This window comes from Lysinibacillus sp. NPDC086135 (assembly GCF_044746345.1).
Classification (GTDB): domain Bacteria; phylum Bacillota; class Bacilli; order Bacillales_A; family Planococcaceae; genus Lysinibacillus.
The window spans coordinates 32,988-52,405 of the sequence record NZ_JBIVCA010000023.1 but is presented as its reverse complement, the minus strand read 5'-3'; the positions used below and the strand labels follow the sequence as shown (position 1 = coordinate 52,405).

Sequence of the window (19,418 nt, the reverse complement as noted above, 5' to 3'; positions counted from 1 at the left end):
CTACAATATCATTGTTATCTTGAACTAAATTGCTCCGATAGTTCAATAAGAAAAAAGAGCTGCTTACGCAACCCAATTTTCTTCAAGTAAAGCACCCCATTCGTACTACAAATTACTCCCTACTATCAGCTTGTTACCTTCTTATAATTTCCCCATTAGTTCATGTCTTTGGCGGGAATTGTAGTAAAGTGAGAATCAATCGTATATTACATTTTGTCCTTGTTCACTTAACTTTTTTAAAGATGTAAGCATATGATTTATTTCTTCATCGGAATGTCTTTCCCATGAACTTAATTCAGCTATTATTTTCAAAGGAGATTTGGACCTATAAGAACGTGTTGGGTTTCCAGGAAATCGTTTGTCAGTTAAGTTCGGATCATTTTCAAAATCACCTAATGGCTCTACAATATAAATTCTCTCTTTTGATTTAGATCTTGCTAACTCAGCACCCCATTTAGCCGCGTCTAATGTTGCAGTAAAATATATATGGTTAGATTTCTTATCCTGATAATTGGATAAGTGCAAAGGTTCAAGTAGGTCTCCGATTTTCAGTTCTGATTTAGTACCATGAAAGAATGGACCGGGATCTAAGATATTTTTTTTGTCATTCATATAAAAGCACCCCTTATACTTTTTTTGACTTGCGTATAACAGTATAAGGTAAGGAATGGTGAAAAAGTAGTCTATAAATAATTATCAGATGGGGTTATAATATAAGTAGAGAGTAAGACGTAAACGGTATTCAAACGTTCTTTGAAAGCCGTAAACTGAGATGAAATTGTCCGAACATTTTTCCAGCTTCATAGATATCTTTTTCTTTGCCTGAGTATTTCTTGCCTTCTATAAGTGGAACAAGCTAACTCTTCCACTAATCTGCCCAGCCAGTTCAATAAGAAAAAAGAGCTGCATATGCAATTCAATGATCTTCAAGTAAAGCACCCCATTAAATAATGGTAACGAAAAAGTTATGAAGTGCGTGCAATATTATAACCGACCATAATGAACCAGTCTTTTTGTACACAAATCCAAAGAGTAAGCCTAAAATAAAAACATATGCATGCGTCCCAAAATGAAAGAATATATCATTGTAAATCCAAACTGGAAAGTGTATTACTAAAAATAATAAAGCGGTAATAACATTTGCTTTCCAAAAGGCCATTTTTTTATTTATCTCTTGTAAAATAAACCCCCTAAAAACAATTTCTTCAGCAATCCCAGCCATTAGAAAGACATTTAAGTAATCATCAATAGATAATGAAAATTGAAATGATTGCTGCTTAATGATATAAGTTTCAATAGCAAAATATAAGCCAACTAACAGTGAAAGAAATATTCCCCAAAAGAAACCTTTCTTAACATTAATGTTCATTTTTAAGTAGTCAAATGGATTAGTAATTAAATAATATTTTATGTATAACCAAGTTGGAACAATCCAAACAAGACCTTTAACCAGTGCCTCTATTAATGGTGAGATTATTTCACCGAACGAATAAATGTATTCGATTAACCATAATTCTTTAATTGACCACGCAAGATAAAATATGAGTAGAAACCCTGTCATTGTTTTTACATCATTATTTTTCACGTTGTTTTCAACACTTAATTTCAATTCCATTTATACCTCCTAAAATCCAAGGCTTTTTCATTTTTCAATATTTACCAAATTAAGTATACCATGTCCTTAACGTTCAGTCTTTGAAATATACTGCTAAATCCGCCGTTTGTATCTCATAAATTCAACTAAATCAATATAAAAACATGTCAATTGCATCGTACATATTTGTTATACGTTGTTCCCCCTTAATTAACCTTTTCAAGGTATATGCCAGAATACCCAATAATAATTATAAAACAGAAAGGTGGGTGGATATGGAGTCAGAATATATAAGGGACTATGTGACGTACGCAGCGTTTTTAGGTATGTTTAGTTTTGCATGGTTTGGGTGGGCTCAGGAGAATCCCAGAGAAAATTGGCGCAAGTATATCGGGGTTGCTTCCGGAATTACGTTGTTAGTATGCCTGATTGGCGTATACTTAAGCGTGACGCACTGGGATGCGGCTCTACTTTGTCAGAAAAGGACACGTTTAATAACTACCTAATTGTTTTCTACACTGAATTTTTTATCGCGGGTCTCGGTGCTTTCTTGTTAATCCGAAGTAAAAAAAAGGATTATGTTGCTCCGTGGGTTGCTTTTGTCGTAGGTGTTCACTTTTTCTGGTTAGTAAAAATCTTTAAAGACCCCAGTTTGTATATATTAGCGGTACTCATTATAGCAATTGTGATCATATCACCATGGGGATCAAAAAAATTGGGCGTTGCCAGCAGTGCAATCACCGGAATAGGAGCTGGCATAGCTTTATTTTGTTTTGCCATATTGGGATTAATTCGCTACCTTTTGGTATAAACATTATTTGCTAAAAATCACTCGGAAAACATTTGTCGTTTTCATGTTTTATTGACTGCTTTAATGGAACAATGCAAAGATCAATTTTTTTTATAAAAACCAACTTTTCAACTACAGGAAAAGCATCCATAACTTTATTCGAAAGCTACACAATAAAGAAAAAAAGAGATGACTATGCAACTCAATTTAATTAACGCACCCATTAGCCATCCATGTAGCGCAAAACCAGCGCTACACCACAGAAAATGAAAGATGATTAAGTTCTTTCATGGGAGTTGAAGAAGAAAAATTACTACAAAGTCTGGGGAAACAATTGAAAATGGAAACGTCCAACTGGCAAAACGACCATAAAGAAGGTTACTTAATCAATTTTAGAAATTGATGAAAAGTATTCTAAAACAAATAAGCGAAACTGCTTAGCAATTGGCGTAAAGCAGCGCTTTTCGGACCATGCTAATCCAATAGTGCGTTGACAAGCTGGTTCAACTATTCGAAGTTTATGCGGAAACTCCCCCGATTTTGGTACCCATGATAATTCAGAAACGAAAGCAACACCTAATCCTTGCCTAACTAAGTCTGAAATAACAGTGGGTTCGTCACCTTCAAAAGCGATATTTTGGACAAACCCCGCTTCGACAATACTGGTCTGTTAGGTTTCGGAAGCCATATCCTGTATTCATGCTAATAAACGCTTCATCCTTCACCTCTTCAAGCCTCACACTTTCCTTCCCTGCTAACTTATGATTAGGTGGCACGATTAAAAAATATTTCTTCCGTAATGAGTGGCTCCCATCTTATGCCTTCTCCTTCAATCGGAACTGAAGAAATACAATAATCCAGTTCCCCTTCCAATAGCATTTTTTTCATAGAAGAAATAGACTTTAGAAACTGTTGAAAACGGACATCAGGATATTCCGATAAAAATGAACCTAATAATGCAGGTAACACTTTTGGAATCGTAACGGCTAATATAATACTTTTTTGATCTTGGTTAATAAAATGATTAAGTTCTCTTTGACCCTCATTTAATTCTGCAAAAGCCCGGTCTACACGATTTAAAAAAACCTTCCCAGCTGCATTTAGACTAATTTTCCGATGTTCCCGATCAAACAATTCCACTCCTAAATCTTCCTCTAAACGGGAAATCGTTTTACTAAGAGATGGCTGGGCAATTTGAAGTTGTTCTGCTGCCTTCGTCATATGTTCCAGCCGAGCAACTGTTTGAAAGTACTTTAATTGCAAAAGTCCCAAGTAGATTCCCCTTTTAACATAGATTCAAATCTATAATACATAACTTTTAATGTATTATACAACATCAACATATTAGATTATTATGAAATAATTCTTTAAGGAAAGAAAGGTAGGATATTTGATGAAAGGATTACAATTAGTATTACAAGACTTAGTCGCCATTTGGAAACATAAGCACGGAAGAATTGCTTTAATCTTCCTTACTCTTGTTCCTTTAATTTACGCAGGATTTTTTTTAGCAGGCTATTGGGATCCATATGGACATTTAAATAAGCTTCCCGTAGCAGTCGTTAATCTCGATGAAGGTGCTAATATCGATAATGAATCCATTCACATCGGTGATGATTTTGTTGCTCAATTGAAGAAAGGTAAAGAATTAAATTTTCAATTTGTCTCTGCCAAGACGGCCAAAAAAGGGCTTGAAGCAGGCGACTATTATATGATCATCAAGATTCCAAAGGATTTTTCTAAAAACATAACAACGGTAATGGATAAAACACCAAAACCAGCTCAGCTTTTATATGAAGTCAATCCAGGGATAAACTATGTAGCATCACAAATTACTACAACGGCCATTGAAAAAATGAAAACAAAAATCAATGCTAACGTTACAAAGTTCTACTCGGAAACAATTCTAACAAAATTCCAGGATGTTTCAACTGGCTTCACGGAGGCAGGAACTGGGGCACAAAAACTTTATAATGGATTAGTTGACGCACAAAATGGAAGCAGCAAATTAACAGATGGTATTCAAAGTTTAAATGAAGGTGCACAAAAGCTTAAGACAGGTAGCACGGAACTTTCAGCCGGACAAAAAATCTTATCTAATAGTGTAACTGCACTCACAACTGGTTCTAATTCCTTGCACAATGGATTACAACAACTTACGGAAGGCGAACGCTCCCTACAATCGGGAATGGGTCAAGTAAGCCAAGGTATTACAAACTGGTCCATTGGAAATACAAAGTTAGTTCAAGGACAAGAAAAAGCAGCTAGTACAGCTAGGAATTTGGAGGAACAATTAACCCAATATGTAAAAGACCATCCCGAAGCGAAACAGGACCAAAAATTCCAACAAATTATGGCTTTATCAAAGGCATTATCCGAGGCAGAAACTACTTTAAAAGCTGGCCAAGAACAGGTTGACGTAGCTGCCAAAAAAATCGCTACTGGACAAGCCTCACTTCAAACTGGCATGGAAACGTTTGGGAATAAAATAACTCAGGCTACCGAAGGAGCAAAACGATTACAAGAGGGTACGACTGAAATCGCAAGCGGATTTACAAAATGGGTGACAGGCTATACTACACTTAACACTGGAATCACAACTCTCGCTAATGGAATCAGTCATGAATCAAGCGGATTAGCGGATCTACATGACGGGCTTTCTTCTCTAGTAACTGGCTCAAATGAGTTAGCGACAAAACTAAATGATGCAGCGGAAAAAACATCTAATCTTCAAAACAACGATTCTACCTCAACGATGTTTGCGCAACCAATTGAATTAGTAGAATCCGAATTATCTAATGTTCCGAACTATGGAGCTGGCATCGCTCCTTACTTCTTATCTCTTGCTTTATTTGTAGGAGGTATTATGGCAGCCAATATCCTGCCGCTAGGACGTAGAGAACTTCTAAAAGTAACTGGTACTGTTCACTTTATCAATAAACTTGGATTAGTTTATGTAGTGGGATTAATTCAGACACTTATTGTGGACCTCGTAGTACTTTTAGGATTTAAATTAACAGTGGCAAGTGTACCGTTATTCATCCTATCAAGTATTATCGTATCTTTAACTTTCATGACCTTCATCCTGATGCTTATAATACTCTTTGGGAATCTCGGTAAATTACTAGCCGTCACACTCTTAGTATTTCAATTAGCAACCTGTGGTGGAACTTTCCCAGGTGAACTTGAAAATCCAATGTTAGCTAGGATTGGAGGGTTTTTACCGATGGCGCATTCATTAAAAAGCTTCCAGGAAGTTGTTTCACTCGGTGGATGGTCAAACTTAATCACCCAAGGATGTATATTACTCATTTATCTTTTACTCGCGTTCATCATCGGCTGGATTTCAAGTCATATCCAGCATAGAGAACCATCCAATGTAGAAATTGTAAAGTAACAATTTGAGATTTTTTTACACAAAAAAGGGGTACAAGTTATTCTTGTACCCCATAAACCTTAATATATAGGCATTTGTAAGACTATCTAAATATATTGTGTTCATAAATGTGCAATAAATTATTAAGCCTTAATAATTTTCTAGAACGTTGATATATGCCTTTTTAAAAAATAACAGCATATTTGAACGACATTCATTAATGGTATTAAAGGTAAATTAATTGGGGTACATCTTGGGTACAGTAAAATTTATTGTTTTGTACCCCACTAAAACGGAACTTTTTTAGTAAATTAAGTCGGGCAGGTGTGAATTTTTTCCTTAAGGAATCTTTTTTAATACCTTAAATTATAAATAAAATTTAGGAAAAGTCACTCATTATGTGTAGTGAACCCCAAAAATTAGATTTTTGGTCTAACTTTTAGGGTGCAGTACAAAATGAGTGGCTTTTTTCATTGCATAAAAAATAGGCACTCTTTTAATCAGTGCCCGTCATTTGGTGACATATTAATAACTTTTCTACCTGTGTTTTCAGTGCTTGATTTGCATACGTCAACACTAGGTCTTCGCCAGCTGTGGCAACGGTCAAATCACTAAAGTATTCAACATTCTTTTCCCACTTTACGACTCTAATTTTATCTTTTGCCAACAAGCGCTTTAAGTTATAGTAATCATTAGTGATTGCCTTAAGTAAATTATCAAGTATAGGCAAATAGACTTTGCTCATTTTAAGGTTTTCAATTACCTCGTAGTCACGCTGTAATGATTGAACAGCCATATCATAAACCACAAATTTATGAAGAAGTTGTCTTTGCTCGCCATTTATCATACTACTTCACGCTCTCTTTGAATGATTGGAACAACTGCCAACACGCTAACAATCATAAATGTACGTTTTGCCTGTTTCTGGAAACAGTAAGCTTGAAACGAATCACCAACAATTTTAATGATTTTAATACGTCTTTTTGACACATTCCCGTCTTTAGCCATGTACATCATATTTAAAAATTGGTTACGTTGCAACTACACCAGAACAAACGTTCGTGCTTTAGCAAGTGGAAATTAATGAAAATAGAAAAAGCCCATTACCAATTAAGGTAACAGACGAAAATTTTGACTTATCAACAATGAAGTTTCTACTCTATTAAATTAAATAATTTACACTTAAACCATCAGTTATTTTACATTAATATTATAGATTACATAGTTCCCTTTTATATCATAAGCGTATACAACAGCATTTCCACTGTTAATTGCTTGTACCCTTTTCTCGCCAACCATTTTAACTACATTGTTTCCTGATCTGATTTCTACTGTTGTAAAGCCGTATAAGTCAAGAAACTTGTTCTTAATCAAACCGAAATTTACAGTATTTATCAATTCACCAGCAGTAGATACTGTACTATTAACTTCTGCTGCGGAAGATGGCTCTGTTAAAGTTACAGGAGCTGCAACTACTGTTAATGCTAAGCCAGAAATTAAAACCATTTTTTTGAATTTTTTCATGTTGTTTTTCACCCTTCTTTATGTAATGTAAAAAATAAATTTAAATTACTATAGCAAATAAATACCCTTGAGTAACTATTATCCTAACATTCCTCAAAATAGAAATTCAATTGAATCTTCACGCCAATATCTGGCGTTATGACCGCCGTTTTCTGGCGACATTCAGTTACCTATTTAATAAATCACGCCAAATCACGCCATTTATACCGTCATATTTTGGCGTGATATTATTCTTTTATATAACTTAAGTAACATTTTTAGTGAAACTCACACTAAAACACTTGATATTCTTCTAAGTTCAGTTCATATACTAAGATAATAATTTTCACAAAATTGTCACTTTAGTATTATGTAATAAGTAATAAGACCAGCCCGGCTAAATTAGCTTTACTGGTCCTCATTGCTTATTTACTACGTCTTTGTTGAATTGTAATATACAACCCAATCAAACGATCTGTCGTCATTGCTCCGCTTTGTAAATCCTTTAAATGTGAGGCTTGGATAATACCATCCTTTACAGCCTGTGCGATATAGTTTTCTGCTTCTGTTTGCATAGTTGGTGAACCTGGATTCCAATTTGTATTTGTCACTTTAATTTTCTCCTTTTTGTCTTCCACAATTAATTGAACTTTTCCTTTGCTGTTACTTGGTACGATTACTCGTCCTTCTAATTTATCCGCCATTACTGTACCTCCTCGCAACGATTAGATGGTTCGTATCTCTTGTCCAAGTTAAGTAATCAGCATAACGAAAATGTCCGGCTGTTGTTTTACCTGAACGTGGTGTTCCCTCAAGAACGTCGAATGTGTAATTATAGTCACGATAAATAGCCTCAAGCTGTTTAGGAGAGAATTTAATATCAATCTTCGCAATGTTGCTCACGCTCTTTCATCATCTGCTCAAACTGCTTACGACCTTCCACCAATGCATCCAACATTGAAGTATCTTTCTTGTCACCACGTAATTTAGCAGCACGCATTTGTGCAAAGTCTGTTTCAGCTTTAAGTTTCTCAGCTTGGTATTGTTTTAATTCGCGCTCATTTAACAGGTCCATATGCTTAGACAGAAACTCAAGTGCTTTCATCTTGTCGGCCAGTTTAAAACTAACACCATCTTTCCCCTGCTTTACCTCAGTAATAAGTGTTCCATCGATCTCAACAGATTCATTTAAGTGAACATAGTTGAATGCGTATGTCTTAACATTACCGTTTTTAGTATCACGACTCTTTTGGCTCTTTACAGTACCTAAAGGAACATCATGTTTTTCAGCTAGTTTAGCTAATGTTATGTTAGTTATTTCGTATTCACGTTTAATTTCATCCCAATTAGCCATATCTGACAAACACCACCTCCAACATCTTTTAATTAAAATAAAAAACACCCACATTAAGTGGATGCTTCAAAACATTTAATTATATGGAACACGGAATTTCCTTACTTGCGCCATGTTTAAGCACCAATTCTGTCCTTCATTCTGACAAAAAACCTCTCCATTTTTAATCATACTTCCTATTTTATCAATTACATCATTTTCATTAGCACCAGAAACATTTATATCTTCTGGATGAGCATGTGCATCATTAAATAATAGCCTTACTTTAAACTCCATAATTCTCACCTCCCAACCAATCATAAACCAGGGGATGAAATATATGTAATAACTTTTTGCTCTCAAAACCACCTCAAAGTCTGCCCTCTCATCGCTAAGCGTTTTGGTTGTTTGATGCAGTTTACAAAAAAAGATGTCACTCGGGCGCCTTTAATGTTTTATCAATATCCTCAATCAGTCTGTCCACACATTCTTTAGTGATTTTTTTACTACTCATGGCTTTGTTGTTAAGTCTATCATGCTCATTATGCGTTGTTCTGTTCACGTGATTTTTAAAATTTGTTGTAATATCTTCCGCCATAAAGTCACCTCATTAACAAAATAGCACAAAAATAGCCGTTTATCACTATTATTTTTAGGTATTATTTCACTCTCAAAAGTAAGTACCGTTGCCCTAGCGCTGAAGGGGAGTAACTGCCCGATACCCACTTTTCAAAGCAAAATAAAAACCACTCGCGAGAGTGGTTTAAATAATTTTTATATCCAGTTGTCAATCACGTCTTTTTCTGCAGCTGTTAAGTTTATAATATTGATTTTGCTGATTTTGCTAGAAGGGAAGAATATTGTTTCTGCATTCTTCTCTATAATTACCATTCTAGTCTCACTATCGACGTTGAAATATTTTTCATACACCTCTTGGTATGAATCGGCTTTAATTTCTGGTGTAGAGACTTCATCACCATTATCTAAATGGAACTCCATAATATAGTTATCCATAATCTCACCTCCCACCCAATGATAACCCAAAAGATGGAAAATATGTAATAACTTTTTGCTCTCAAAACCACACCAAACTTTGCCCTATCGGTTACTAGTGCATGCCAGTCCTATTCAATAAATTCCTATACTAGTAACATCTTATTTATTGAGGTGAATACTATTGAGGAGAAATGGGTATGCAATTCATGCTTTAAAGAGGCTAACCTCAAAAAAATAAGAGCAAATGATAAGGCCATCACTAGTATTCATCACGTGTTTTAGTTATAGAAATGGTTTGCTTTTCAAAATAGTATTCGGACTATTATTATAAGTGCAGAGCTTGATGAGCAATTATAAAGTTTTAAGTCTTGGTGTGTGGAATAAAAGGAAATATAAGGTTCCGAATTAGTAGATGATGATTATGTATTTATTACCTCAAACTTAGAACCTATAAGTAGTAGCTATATCGTGAAAATGTTCAATGCTCTAAAAACCAAGCATCAAATTGAAAGATTTTCTGCTCATATATTAAGACACACTTTTATGAGTATTTTAATTACAGAAGGTGTTGCTCTGACAACGGTGGCTAAAATAATAGGAGATACATCTGAAATGGTGATGAAAGCATATGCACACTCACTTGAAGATGAAGAATTAAAAGCTACAAAAATTCTTTCATCATTAATAAAACTCAAGTGATTCTCTTCTTTTACACAAATTTGGGGTACAAAGTGGGGTACAAGTTATTCTTGTACCCCAGAAACCTTGATGTATAGGCATTCATAGAACTATCTAAATATATTATGTTCATATAGGTAATCATACGAAAGATCGACGAACAAATACTCATGCTCATTAATAGCAATAGAAAATGTTCTTGTAATTTCCCCTGTCTCGATATCTCGATAAAGCTCTGAGATTTCTCCACTTTGATCGTTGCGCATTTTAATGATTGTTTGTAGGAAGTACGGGCGCCAACTCCAGTTTTTATTGATGGCTCTAGGCTGCAATTCCCACTGTCCATCTATACGCATTACGTTTGGAGAAAGTTGGAAGCCATCTTCATTACAAATGTATACTCGGAACGAATAACTATCCAATAGCTGCGCTAAATGCTCTAAAAGTGTGATGTTGTCACTAGAAGGTTTGACACGATGGACAATCGCTTCTAGCTCCTCTCTCAGCTTTTTCAACTCGAAATATTGTGCCTCTAGAATTTTCTTTTCAGAGGTAATAAACTGCTGGCACTCTTCCTTAAAACGTTCCTTTAAAATATCCTTCTCTACGAATGTTATGGCAGGGTTTGCCAAGTATCGCCCCTGATAAAATCGGCCCCCGTTCTTCCAAGCAAACTGCAATTGATACACAGTTTCGATTCCTTCAAATAAAAGATTTGCGCCAATTTTATAAGCGAGACTACCTATTGCTGATATCATATCAGACTGTGCAGACCAAGAATCATAATTTAAGTCTTGAATATCGACCTTTAAAATTTGTGGTGATAATAGAGCAATGTGCTCTAAATGACTCTCCGCTCCCACTTCCTGAACGGCAATTTTGACACCAAAAGTCGTAAAGTAACGTACTGCATGGTGCAGCTTATGAATATCACCTAAAAAACGATGCTCAGAAACAACTAATACAATACGATGTAAATCGTCTTCACTTATATATTGTTGAATAATATTAAAATGACTTTCACCAAAATCCTGCATCAGTAAGTTCGGGTTACTAGGAATATAAATATCAATATCCTGTCCTATTTCTTCTACTTTGGCTAATGCAGCATGTAGAATTTTATGTTCCATGTCAATACGATACTCTTCTGGAATATCTTCATTATTCACAAAATCTTTTAAATTAATTTGTTGACCCTCGATTTGTAACTGTCCGGAAATTTCGTAGGCAATCACCGTATGCGCATCCGCGCTAAAAATAGGTTGAAAATACCCATGTATTTGATCTAAATTTGTTAAAACCTCAATTGCATCCATTGTCGAAACCTCCATACATGATGTTATCCAAGAATAACATTGCATTCACAGCTTATTACATGAAAAAAGCTCTCTGACTGTATAATAATTTGTTTAAAGTAAATTGGCAACTTCACATAGCGTTATTTTATGGAAAAAATCTGTCCGGAAATTTAACAAACTTCCACCTAACTGATTTATTTTTTTCTGACAATTCATCACTAATAACGACTTTCTCGCATAATAGGTTGCTGAAGTACGTTTATTGTTATTTAGCGTCATTCTATATGCATCCACAAAGTTTTTCCTGTATCGCTGTGTAAAAAAAACTCCCTCAGAATGCCTTTATCATTATAACTTATGCAACAATTCAATATGAAAGCTATGATAATTAAAGGTTTTCATCCTATATCCTAAAATTATTCAGCCGTTCACCCACACCAGTAAAAAAGCAGTATTCCAAAGTATGGATTATATCCTACAGGAATACTGCTCATGACTATTCTGACATAAAAAAATACCAAATAATAGCAATTGCAATTAAAGATAAGATAACAGCAATTGTTACACGAAGTGGTGAAATTGGGGCATCCCCACCTACTCGACCTGTTTGTCCATTTACCATAAATCGATAAATTTTCTCTTTGTAACGGAATGAAGAAAGCCAAATCGGCAACATTAGATATTTGTATGTAATATCATCATGAGTCGTTGAGAAATGTAAATTGGATACTACATCCGCATTATGTTCCCAACGTATTTTTGACGTAATTTGTGCATTTAGATGATCAGAAATTTCCCTCTTCGCCTGACTCCATCCATCCTGTAAACCAATACTGTAGCGTTCTGATAAAAATCCTGATACATATTCTGGTTTATAGGCTTTATTATTGAGTAAATTAAAGGGTTCTATTTTTCTCATCATATTACGATCATAACGTGTTGTCGCACTGATTAAATGATCATCTATAAATTCCTGATAAAAACCACTTGTAGAATACCAATCTGTTTCAGTTCGAGTATTTCCATCTTTATCTGTAACTGTGCGATGTCTACCGTACCTTGCAGAATACCTTGAGCTTGTTTTCGTATCAAAAGTCCAATAAGGAAGATATACCCCTTTAAATGAATCAGGCTTTGCACTCTCTTTTGCTGCTCTCGGTGTAAACCATTTTCCCTTAATCCAACGTTGGAAGTTCTCTCCCGCTTGCTTATCTGTTATTTCAAATGCGCATACCCCGTTCGGGGCTAGTGTATTTTCAGCACTAGCCTCCATAACCTGATTAGAGCCACAGTATGGGCAACTATCAGCTACCTGTAATGCATCATAAATCGTTTCTGCCGCACAAGATTTGCAAATGACTGTTTTTTTCTCAACACCCCAGTTAAAATTCCCACGTTCTTCAGCCATTGCAAAATCCATTTCCTGGGCAACTTTTTCCTCTTGCTTCTCTGGGGCTGCAATTTCAGTCTCATAGCCACAATAAGGACATGTTAGCTTTCCAGTTGCTGGGTTGAATTCAATGGATGCACTACATGATGGACACTCAGCGTCAAAATCAAGCTTTACTTGTTTAGAATTTTCAGCATCTTGCGTTGGCATCATTAGTCATCTCCTTACTTAACATCATTCTCATCAAACACATCGCCACACTCTGGACAGAATTTTGGTGGGTTTGCAGGATCCTCTGGTTGCCAACCACATTTATCGCAAACGTATTGTAATGCTCCTGAAGGTTTTTTAGCACCACATTCGCTACAGAATTTGCCTTTGTTGACAGCACCACATGTACAAGTCCATCCTTCTTCTGCTGGTTTTGGTGATCCACAATTTGAACAGAATTTACCCGTGTTTTCACTACCACATGCACATTTCCACGTAGCTGAGTTCGTCGCTGTTTGTCCTTGTTGAGCTGCCTGTTTATTTTGTTCATTCATTTGGTAAAGCTGTCCTGCATTAACACCGCCCGCTTGTGTCGCCATGTTCATGCCCATAAATCCTGCCATTGCTCCGCCATCATTATTAGCTGCTGCAATCATTGCTTCCGCCTGTGCACCTGTTAAATGAGCTGCAGCCATACCTGGATCACGCATTACTGCATTTCGTTGTAGTTGTTTAATCATCGCTTCATCTTCTTCAGATGCTTTTAATGAACTAACGCCAAATGATACAACTGCTAAACCACGTGTTGCTAGCCACTTCTCTGATAACACTTTATTTAGGGCATCTGCTAGAGCAACCGTATGTGCAGGAATTTCACTATAGCGTACCCCGCTTGCTGAAATATGTGCGAAGGCCGGCTGTAACGCAGTCATCAATTCCGTTTTTAATTGGCTATCGATTGCATCTCTTGTAAATTCTCGTTCAACGTTTCCACATACATTTGTATAGAATAATAATGGATCGACAATTTTATATGAATATTCGCCATGGCAACGAATAGCAATATCAATATCTAGGCCGATATTACGGTCGATCACACGGAAAGGAATCGGTGCAGGTGTCCCATATTTATTACCTACGATTTCTTTTTTATTAAAATAATACACACGCTGATCCTTTGCAGGTTCCCCGCCAAATGTGAAGCGTTTACCAATCTGCTTGAATGTTTCCTTTATACCTTCGGACAAATCATTGCCATACATTATCGACGGCTCTGTGGATGTATCATAAACATACTCACCAGACTCCGCAGAAAACTCTACTACTTTCCCTTGCTCGACAATCATCATACATTGCCCTTCATTGATAGCAATAATAGAGCCATTACTAATAATGTTGTCATTGCCTTTATTTGATCCTCTTTTAGAAGTACGTTTATGCCCCTTTTCCACAAGCACATCCGCTGACAGTGACTCACAATAGAAATATTCACGCCATTGATCTTCTAAAACACCTGCTAATGCGCCAATTCCTGCTTTTAATAAACCCATATTTATTCCCACCTTCAACTTATATACTTAAAACTTATTTTATCATATCAATTATGCCTCGGCTTAATTGCGTCCGGATTCTGCTTTGTGCTTAGACCTGCATGGGGACCGACACGATGCCAGTCATTTCGATATTGCCACAGGTATGTGGCGTTTTTTCCGGTGCAGCTCAGTTAGCCATTATCTCATGAACGCGATGATTTTAGGCTAACACCTAAAATGAACTCCTTGCCAAATCAGTGACATTCGCCGATAGATAAATAATCTAATCATTATGTAGTACGCATAAAAAGGATAATTTGTTTCATTTTTTTTAAACTTCTCTATAAAAAGAGATAGCTCCAAAGGAACTACCTCTATCGTATTGTAAATACTATATCGTTTTTTTAGTGAATCTTAGCGTTTCTTAAGATAATGCGGAAATAGCCACAAGCACCCAGGCAACGATAAATAACAAACCACCGATTGGGGTAATCGCACCAAGCTTTTTCACACCTGTAACAGCTAATACATACAAACTGCCTGAGAAAAACACAATACCTGCCAACATTAAATAGCCTGCCCAAGAAAGCATACTTGAAACGCCTAAAAGGGCTTCACTCGATAAAATCCCAAGCCCTAGTAAGCCTAATGCATGATACATATGGTATTGCACCGCAGTCTCCCAAATGGCTGCATAGTGTGGTGACGCAAATTTATCTTTTAGTGCATGCGCTCCAAAAGCGCCTAACACGACACCAAGACAAGCCATAATTGCACCGATTGCCAATAAAAGTTCCATATATGATTCTCCTATTTCGTCTCGCATGCGATTTCTTTGTATTTCGCATCCCATGCCGGATCAATTTTACTTAAGGATACCGGACGTAACGTATCTTTTTGAGCTAGAATATGTACGGACTGAGCAGTAGCTGCAATCGTGCCATCTTCATGTAAAATTTCATAGCCATATGTTGTACGTAAACGATCGTGTTTTTCCACCCATGTACGGACCGTTGCCACTTGGCCATAATGCATAGCAGCCTTATAAGAAATGGATAAATCCATCACTGGCGATACATAACCGTCTTTTTCTAACTTAGCATACTCAAAGCCTGCATCATTTACTAACTGAGAACGGCCTATCTCCATCCAAATGATGTAGTTTGCATGATACACTACGCCCATTTGGTCGGTCTCAGCATATCGAATTTCAACTTGTTTTTCACTAACAAACATTTTCTTCACCTCGTCCTACATTATAACGTAAAAGTATTGATTTAGTGGGGTTTTTGTTTTATTGATTAAGAAAAAAACAAAATTTTAATTTCAAAAAATCTTGAAGTTTAATTTATAAATTAATTTGGTATTAAATGGTGGTTTCCGTTCTTACCCGTTGTACCCCACTTAATTGGGGTACAAATTGGGGTACACTGGGGTACAAAAAATAAAAAATTATATAACACCGGGCAGGTGCAAGAAATTAATTTAAAGAGAAAAGTCACTCATTAATTTTCAAATGAGTGACTTCTTATTTATATAAAACTGCTCATAGCCTCTTTTATTTCAATGGTATATGTTTCATCTTCGTGCAATACTGGTTCATTTTTATCTATTCTTATTTCACTCTCTGAACCACGTTTCATATCCTCTTCGATTAACTTTTTCACATACTTGCTAAAATTGCGTGGTTTGTTATTCAATGGGTTAATCTGCTCTGCGTGTTCTAATAGTGCAAGGTCGTGTTCATCGTTGGTATTAAAGCTGACCTGTTCATTCAACAACATGAACACTTGTTGGAATATTTAGGCTACATTGAAGTTTTAATAAATGACAAAATTCCATTGTAGATTATTTTGTTTTGAATTTTCTAGACTCAATTGAATCGTTTTAAACTTTTTACCTGTTACTTTGGCAGTCTTTTCTTCCGATTCACTAAGTTTTCCGTAAACAAATGCTTCAAAATATGCCTCAGGATTTGAATTATTTGATTCAAAAATGTCAGCCTTATTGTTAAGCATTTTCTTAAATCTATTTGACACATTTTTAGTATTAATCCCAATTGATATTTTGCTAGACAATCCTGAAGTTAATTTATGTTCTCCTGTAAAAGACAAATAATAGATGCCCTTATTTGCTTTAAAACGTTTTACGTAAGCATTACCAAAATAAATAAGAGATTGATTAACACTTAAATCTTTATTATCTCCTAAATCAATAAATACATCGTAGAATGAAATTCGATTGTTGTTTTTATCAATTAATTTCAATGATTTATCACCAGCTCTCCAATCTTGAAAATAACTAACCAACCTTTCGATAGATTTAATTTGTACAGGACGATTGTAATTTGGTTTAGCAGCAGTGTTACCATTGCTGTTAGATTTGCGATTTTTCAGTACTAATGGTTCTGGTAAAGTTGGTATTGAGTTAACTGAAATTTGAGTTGGTTGTAATCCGGAGGTTAAATCAAAACCAAGTTTGACCGTATTTTGTTTACGTCCATACGTTGAACTGGTTTCTCCATTATCATATTGTCTTTTTGCGATTTGTCCAACTATGCGATCACAGTTAGGATCATGCTGTTGATCCTTATTTGCCGACTTAAAATAAGGACTAACTTTTTGATCTTTCAACTTGGTAAATGCATTTGCTGCAATAATTTTAAAATCACAATTTTCAGAACATTTTAACTTCTAGGAATCTACCAACTGTGGATTAATGCCTTTATCCCAGTGATTCCAAGCCTTTAATGCTGAAATATCATCTTTTATAGTTGGTGACCAAACTTTTTCAAACGCAACCATTGTCTTTCTCCCCCAATTAAGACTAGTTTATCAATATACTATTTAATGTAGAAGGATTAACTAGTCGAAATTTCTTTCTCAAATATAGTTACTTGGACATGACCACTGAGTACTGTGATACTCGACTGATCTTGTATATTCATATTCAATTATACAATGCAAATCGAGTAGGAGGAGGTGATTAACCTCCGACCTCTCACACCAACGTACATACGGGTCCGTATACGGCGGTTCAAAAGTTTTATGGTTTTAAAATGATTTGGGAAAGACTTTTTAAATTTTGTTTCTCCCAGTATTTATTATTTAGGGCTCTATTTATGATTGGATTATTAGATGAACGCCAATATCCCTTTCGGGTATTTGCCATTCTGTAAGCGTCGTTCGGGAACTAAAAGGAAAGTGGACGAAGTTCACATGTAAACCACTCCTTCAGCAATTTTTAGCCTTTTATATTAATTAAGATACCTAATCTCTTAAAAATATGGGCCGGCCGTATTTGTCTTGCCTCGAACAAGTTTATGAGGCGCAGGTCGGTCGTCGGTCTGTCTTTCCCTAATATTTAGGATTTTAAAAATAACAGGGGAGGAAACCCTTACCTGTCCGACCTCCCCTTAAGTTTACAAGATAATTTTTTAAATACCTAATGTGTAACGAATGTAACGTTTGTAACATCTATCACATTTGTAACATGGCCTAAATTATAGTGTAGTCATTAATGCTATAATGTTTGTGCATCAGCAAACTGATGTTAAAAATACTGAATGAATTTTCAAAAACCTCCATTTATTAACTATAAAGGTTATAATAAAGTATAAAAAATACTAAATTAAACCTATTTCAAATTTAACTAAAGTGTTTGATTTAAAATATTTTGTAATTAAGGAGAATTATTAATGAAAATTCAAACCAGTAATACATTAAATTATTTGAAAACAGAGGTAAATAAAAATATAAAAAATGAAAGTCTCTTAGATTTATTTGGAATTAAAAATATAAATAAAGACAAAGACGAAGACGAAAACGAAAAAAATATCAAACCTAAATTCGAAACCAGATATGAAGATGGTTATATACGTACATATCTTGTGAAATCGAATGGACAAAAATTAGTTAGATTACTTGTTAGGGAGGTTAAACAAACCCAAGAAAACATGAAAGAGTCCATAGATTTAGAGGATATGTTGATACAAGAGCTTGAAAAGTTATCTAATCCCAAAAAATATGAACAGAATACTTCTATTTTTGAAAAAGAAAAAAATATTTCTAAATATAAAACAGGTATTTGAGGACGAACAATATAAACCATGATTAGTATTGATTATTAATTTGCGTGAAGGTTTAACAGATACCTAAATAGAAAGCTTATTTATTGCCACAATCCAAAGATTGTGGCAATAAATTCGTAGGAGCCAAGGCCCCACATCACGCTATCATCTGTTTTACAATGTTATCCTTAATTCGTTTAATGCTTGTTGCTGATAAAGCCATGTGTTGACCTATCCAACGTTGAGATTTGCCGTCTAGCATCCTGTTCAGCCCTGCACCTCTCTATCACCAGTAACATTATCTATAAGCTTCTGAACCTCTAAAAGCTTCTTCTCGTACTCTGCAACACGTTTAATATTTTTCGAACGTCAAATAGCCTCCTGCATAATTGGATCACCTACGCCTCCTGCTGCCTTTGGGAGTGTAGCCTCAATTCCATACTGTGCCGTTTTTGCCCCAATAACCATTTCTGCTCGCATTTCTTTGATAGCGTTAACCATCCAGTGGTAGTCTGTAATCATTGCGTCTAGCTTGTCTTGCGTTAGTAATTTCATAGGTTTGCCCTCCTACGGTGTGGTATAATAATTTTGTTAAGCACCGTCAAAGGGCATAAACCAATTCTGAGTTGTAGCGTCTGCAAACGCTGCGGCTTTTTTATGTTAATTTTGAACGGATTTCTTAGACATCATAGGTTCTCCACCAGTAACTGAGAGTGTTTTAAGATGTTGGTGTTTTTGCTCATATTGTTCATTAGTTTACTGTAGCGTGTTAGATACTACGGCTTTTTTATTTTTAAATTTATTTCACAGGCAATTCACTATACAAATATAGCTATCACGACATATTAATAGTAATGTAAAGCTAATT

At 35.4% G+C, this 19,418-nt stretch carries 20 protein-coding genes and 4 pseudogenes; 4 read left to right on the top strand and 20 right to left on the bottom strand.

The window, feature by feature from the left end:
* Positions 1–195: 195 nt before the first annotated feature.
* A complete protein-coding gene (gene arr / locus ACIPKN_RS23060; RefSeq protein WP_400940606.1) occupies positions 196–612 on the bottom strand; it encodes an NAD(+)--rifampin ADP-ribosyltransferase in 417 nt (138 codons plus the stop codon).
* Positions 613–943: 331 nt separating this feature from the next.
* Positions 944–1,615, bottom strand: coding sequence for a CPBP family intramembrane glutamic endopeptidase (locus ACIPKN_RS23055; protein WP_400940603.1), 672 nt, complete (start codon positions 1,613–1,615; stop codon positions 944–946).
* A gap of 451 nt (positions 1,616–2,066) precedes the next feature.
* On the opposite strand from ACIPKN_RS23055, the gene ACIPKN_RS23050 reads away from it, so the two are divergent.
* Complete coding sequence (locus ACIPKN_RS23050) at positions 2,067–2,405, top strand: hypothetical protein (protein ID WP_400940600.1); 339 nt, start codon at positions 2,067–2,069, stop codon at positions 2,403–2,405.
* 361 nt (positions 2,406–2,766) lie between these two features.
* Here ACIPKN_RS23050 and ACIPKN_RS23045 read toward each other — a convergent pair.
* Positions 2,767–3,656, bottom strand: a pseudogene (locus ACIPKN_RS23045) (LysR family transcriptional regulator).
* A gap of 121 nt (positions 3,657–3,777) precedes the next feature.
* On the opposite strand from ACIPKN_RS23045, the gene ACIPKN_RS23040 reads away from it, so the two are divergent.
* Entirely contained in the window at positions 3,778–5,781 is a 2,004-nt protein-coding gene (locus ACIPKN_RS23040; protein ID WP_400940597.1) for a YhgE/Pip family protein, read from the top strand.
* A 475-nt stretch (positions 5,782–6,256) separates the two neighbouring features.
* Here the strand turns inward: ACIPKN_RS23040 and ACIPKN_RS23035 are convergent, their stop codons facing one another.
* The 9 genes and pseudogenes from ACIPKN_RS23035 to ACIPKN_RS22995 form a co-directional block, all read right to left on the bottom strand.
* The gene (locus ACIPKN_RS23035) at positions 6,257–6,607 is read right to left on the bottom strand and encodes a YhjD family protein (RefSeq protein ID WP_400940595.1); all 351 of its coding nucleotides are present in this window, start codon (positions 6,605–6,607) and stop codon (positions 6,257–6,259) included.
* Positions 6,604–6,801 carry a transcriptional regulator gene (locus ACIPKN_RS23030; RefSeq protein ID WP_400940593.1) on the bottom strand — a complete coding sequence of 66 codons (198 nt, stop codon included), beginning with the start codon at positions 6,799–6,801 and terminating at the stop codon, positions 6,604–6,606. The genes ACIPKN_RS23035 and ACIPKN_RS23030 overlap by 4 nt, the downstream gene beginning before the upstream one ends.
* 153 nt (positions 6,802–6,954) lie before the next feature.
* Positions 6,955–7,284, bottom strand: a complete 330-nt coding sequence (locus ACIPKN_RS23025; RefSeq protein ID WP_400940590.1) for a BLB8/JUQZ-1 family protein — start codon at positions 7,282–7,284, stop codon at positions 6,955–6,957.
* Positions 7,285–7,688: 404 nt separating this feature from the next.
* Entirely contained in the window at positions 7,689–7,967 is a 279-nt protein-coding gene (locus ACIPKN_RS23020; protein WP_400940587.1) for a hypothetical protein, read from the bottom strand.
* A gap of 13 nt (positions 7,968–7,980) precedes the next feature.
* A pseudogene (locus tag ACIPKN_RS23015) lies at positions 7,981–8,157 on the bottom strand (PBSX family phage terminase large subunit); the annotation flags it as partial.
* Positions 8,144–8,467, bottom strand: a pseudogene (locus ACIPKN_RS23010) (terminase small subunit); the annotation flags it as partial. The pseudogenes ACIPKN_RS23015 and ACIPKN_RS23010, both read right to left, overlap by 14 nt.
* 225 nt (positions 8,468–8,692) lie before the next feature.
* Positions 8,693–8,893 (bottom strand): hypothetical protein, encoded by a 201-nt coding sequence (locus ACIPKN_RS23005; RefSeq protein ID WP_400940584.1) that lies wholly within the window; start codon positions 8,891–8,893, stop codon positions 8,693–8,695.
* Positions 8,894–9,029: 136 nt separating this feature from the next.
* On the bottom strand, positions 9,030–9,194 hold the full coding sequence (locus tag ACIPKN_RS23000) for a hypothetical protein (protein ID WP_400940581.1): 165 nt from the start codon (positions 9,192–9,194) through the stop codon (positions 9,030–9,032).
* Between the two features lie 176 nt (positions 9,195–9,370).
* A complete protein-coding gene (locus ACIPKN_RS22995) occupies positions 9,371–9,610 on the bottom strand; it encodes a hypothetical protein (protein WP_323655395.1) in 240 nt (79 codons plus the stop codon).
* Positions 9,611–10,015: 405 nt separating this feature from the next.
* Here ACIPKN_RS22995 and ACIPKN_RS22990 point away from each other — a divergent pair.
* Positions 10,016–10,291, top strand: a pseudogene (locus tag ACIPKN_RS22990) (tyrosine-type recombinase/integrase); the annotation flags it as partial.
* An 89-nt stretch (positions 10,292–10,380) separates the two neighbouring features.
* On the opposite strand, the gene ACIPKN_RS22985 reads toward ACIPKN_RS22990, so the two are convergent.
* The 7 genes from ACIPKN_RS22985 to ACIPKN_RS22955 form a co-directional block, all read right to left on the bottom strand.
* Positions 10,381–11,586, bottom strand: a complete 1,206-nt coding sequence (locus tag ACIPKN_RS22985) for an EAL domain-containing protein (RefSeq protein WP_142510640.1) — start codon at positions 11,584–11,586, stop codon at positions 10,381–10,383.
* Between the two features lie 478 nt (positions 11,587–12,064).
* Positions 12,065–13,168 (bottom strand): TFIIB-type zinc ribbon-containing protein, encoded by a 1,104-nt coding sequence (locus tag ACIPKN_RS22980; RefSeq protein WP_400940695.1) that lies wholly within the window; start codon positions 13,166–13,168, stop codon positions 12,065–12,067.
* Positions 13,169–13,182: 14 nt separating this feature from the next.
* Positions 13,183–14,499 (bottom strand): SPFH domain-containing protein, encoded by a 1,317-nt coding sequence (locus tag ACIPKN_RS22975; RefSeq protein WP_400940576.1) that lies wholly within the window; start codon positions 14,497–14,499, stop codon positions 13,183–13,185.
* Between the two features lie 406 nt (positions 14,500–14,905).
* Positions 14,906–15,280, bottom strand: a complete 375-nt coding sequence (locus ACIPKN_RS22970; RefSeq protein WP_400940573.1) for a DUF423 domain-containing protein — start codon at positions 15,278–15,280, stop codon at positions 14,906–14,908.
* A gap of 11 nt (positions 15,281–15,291) precedes the next feature.
* Positions 15,292–15,717, bottom strand: a complete 426-nt coding sequence (locus ACIPKN_RS22965; RefSeq protein WP_142510643.1) for an acyl-CoA thioesterase — start codon at positions 15,715–15,717, stop codon at positions 15,292–15,294.
* Between the two features lie 296 nt (positions 15,718–16,013).
* Entirely contained in the window at positions 16,014–16,259 is a 246-nt protein-coding gene (locus tag ACIPKN_RS22960) for a hypothetical protein (RefSeq protein ID WP_400940570.1), read from the bottom strand.
* A 42-nt stretch (positions 16,260–16,301) separates the two neighbouring features.
* The gene (locus ACIPKN_RS22955) at positions 16,302–17,114 is read right to left on the bottom strand and encodes a hypothetical protein (protein WP_400940567.1); all 813 of its coding nucleotides are present in this window, start codon (positions 17,112–17,114) and stop codon (positions 16,302–16,304) included.
* Positions 17,115–18,178: 1,064 nt separating this feature from the next.
* Here ACIPKN_RS22955 and ACIPKN_RS22950 point away from each other — a divergent pair.
* The gene (locus tag ACIPKN_RS22950) at positions 18,179–18,571 is read left to right on the top strand and encodes a hypothetical protein (RefSeq protein WP_400940565.1); all 393 of its coding nucleotides are present in this window, start codon (positions 18,179–18,181) and stop codon (positions 18,569–18,571) included.
* A 348-nt stretch (positions 18,572–18,919) separates the two neighbouring features.
* Here the strand turns inward: ACIPKN_RS22950 and ACIPKN_RS22945 are convergent, their stop codons facing one another.
* Positions 18,920–19,105: a hypothetical protein gene (locus ACIPKN_RS22945; protein WP_400940562.1), complete on the bottom strand. Its 186-nt coding sequence runs from the start codon at positions 19,103–19,105 to the stop codon at positions 18,920–18,922.
* Positions 19,106–19,418 lie beyond the last annotated feature (313 nt).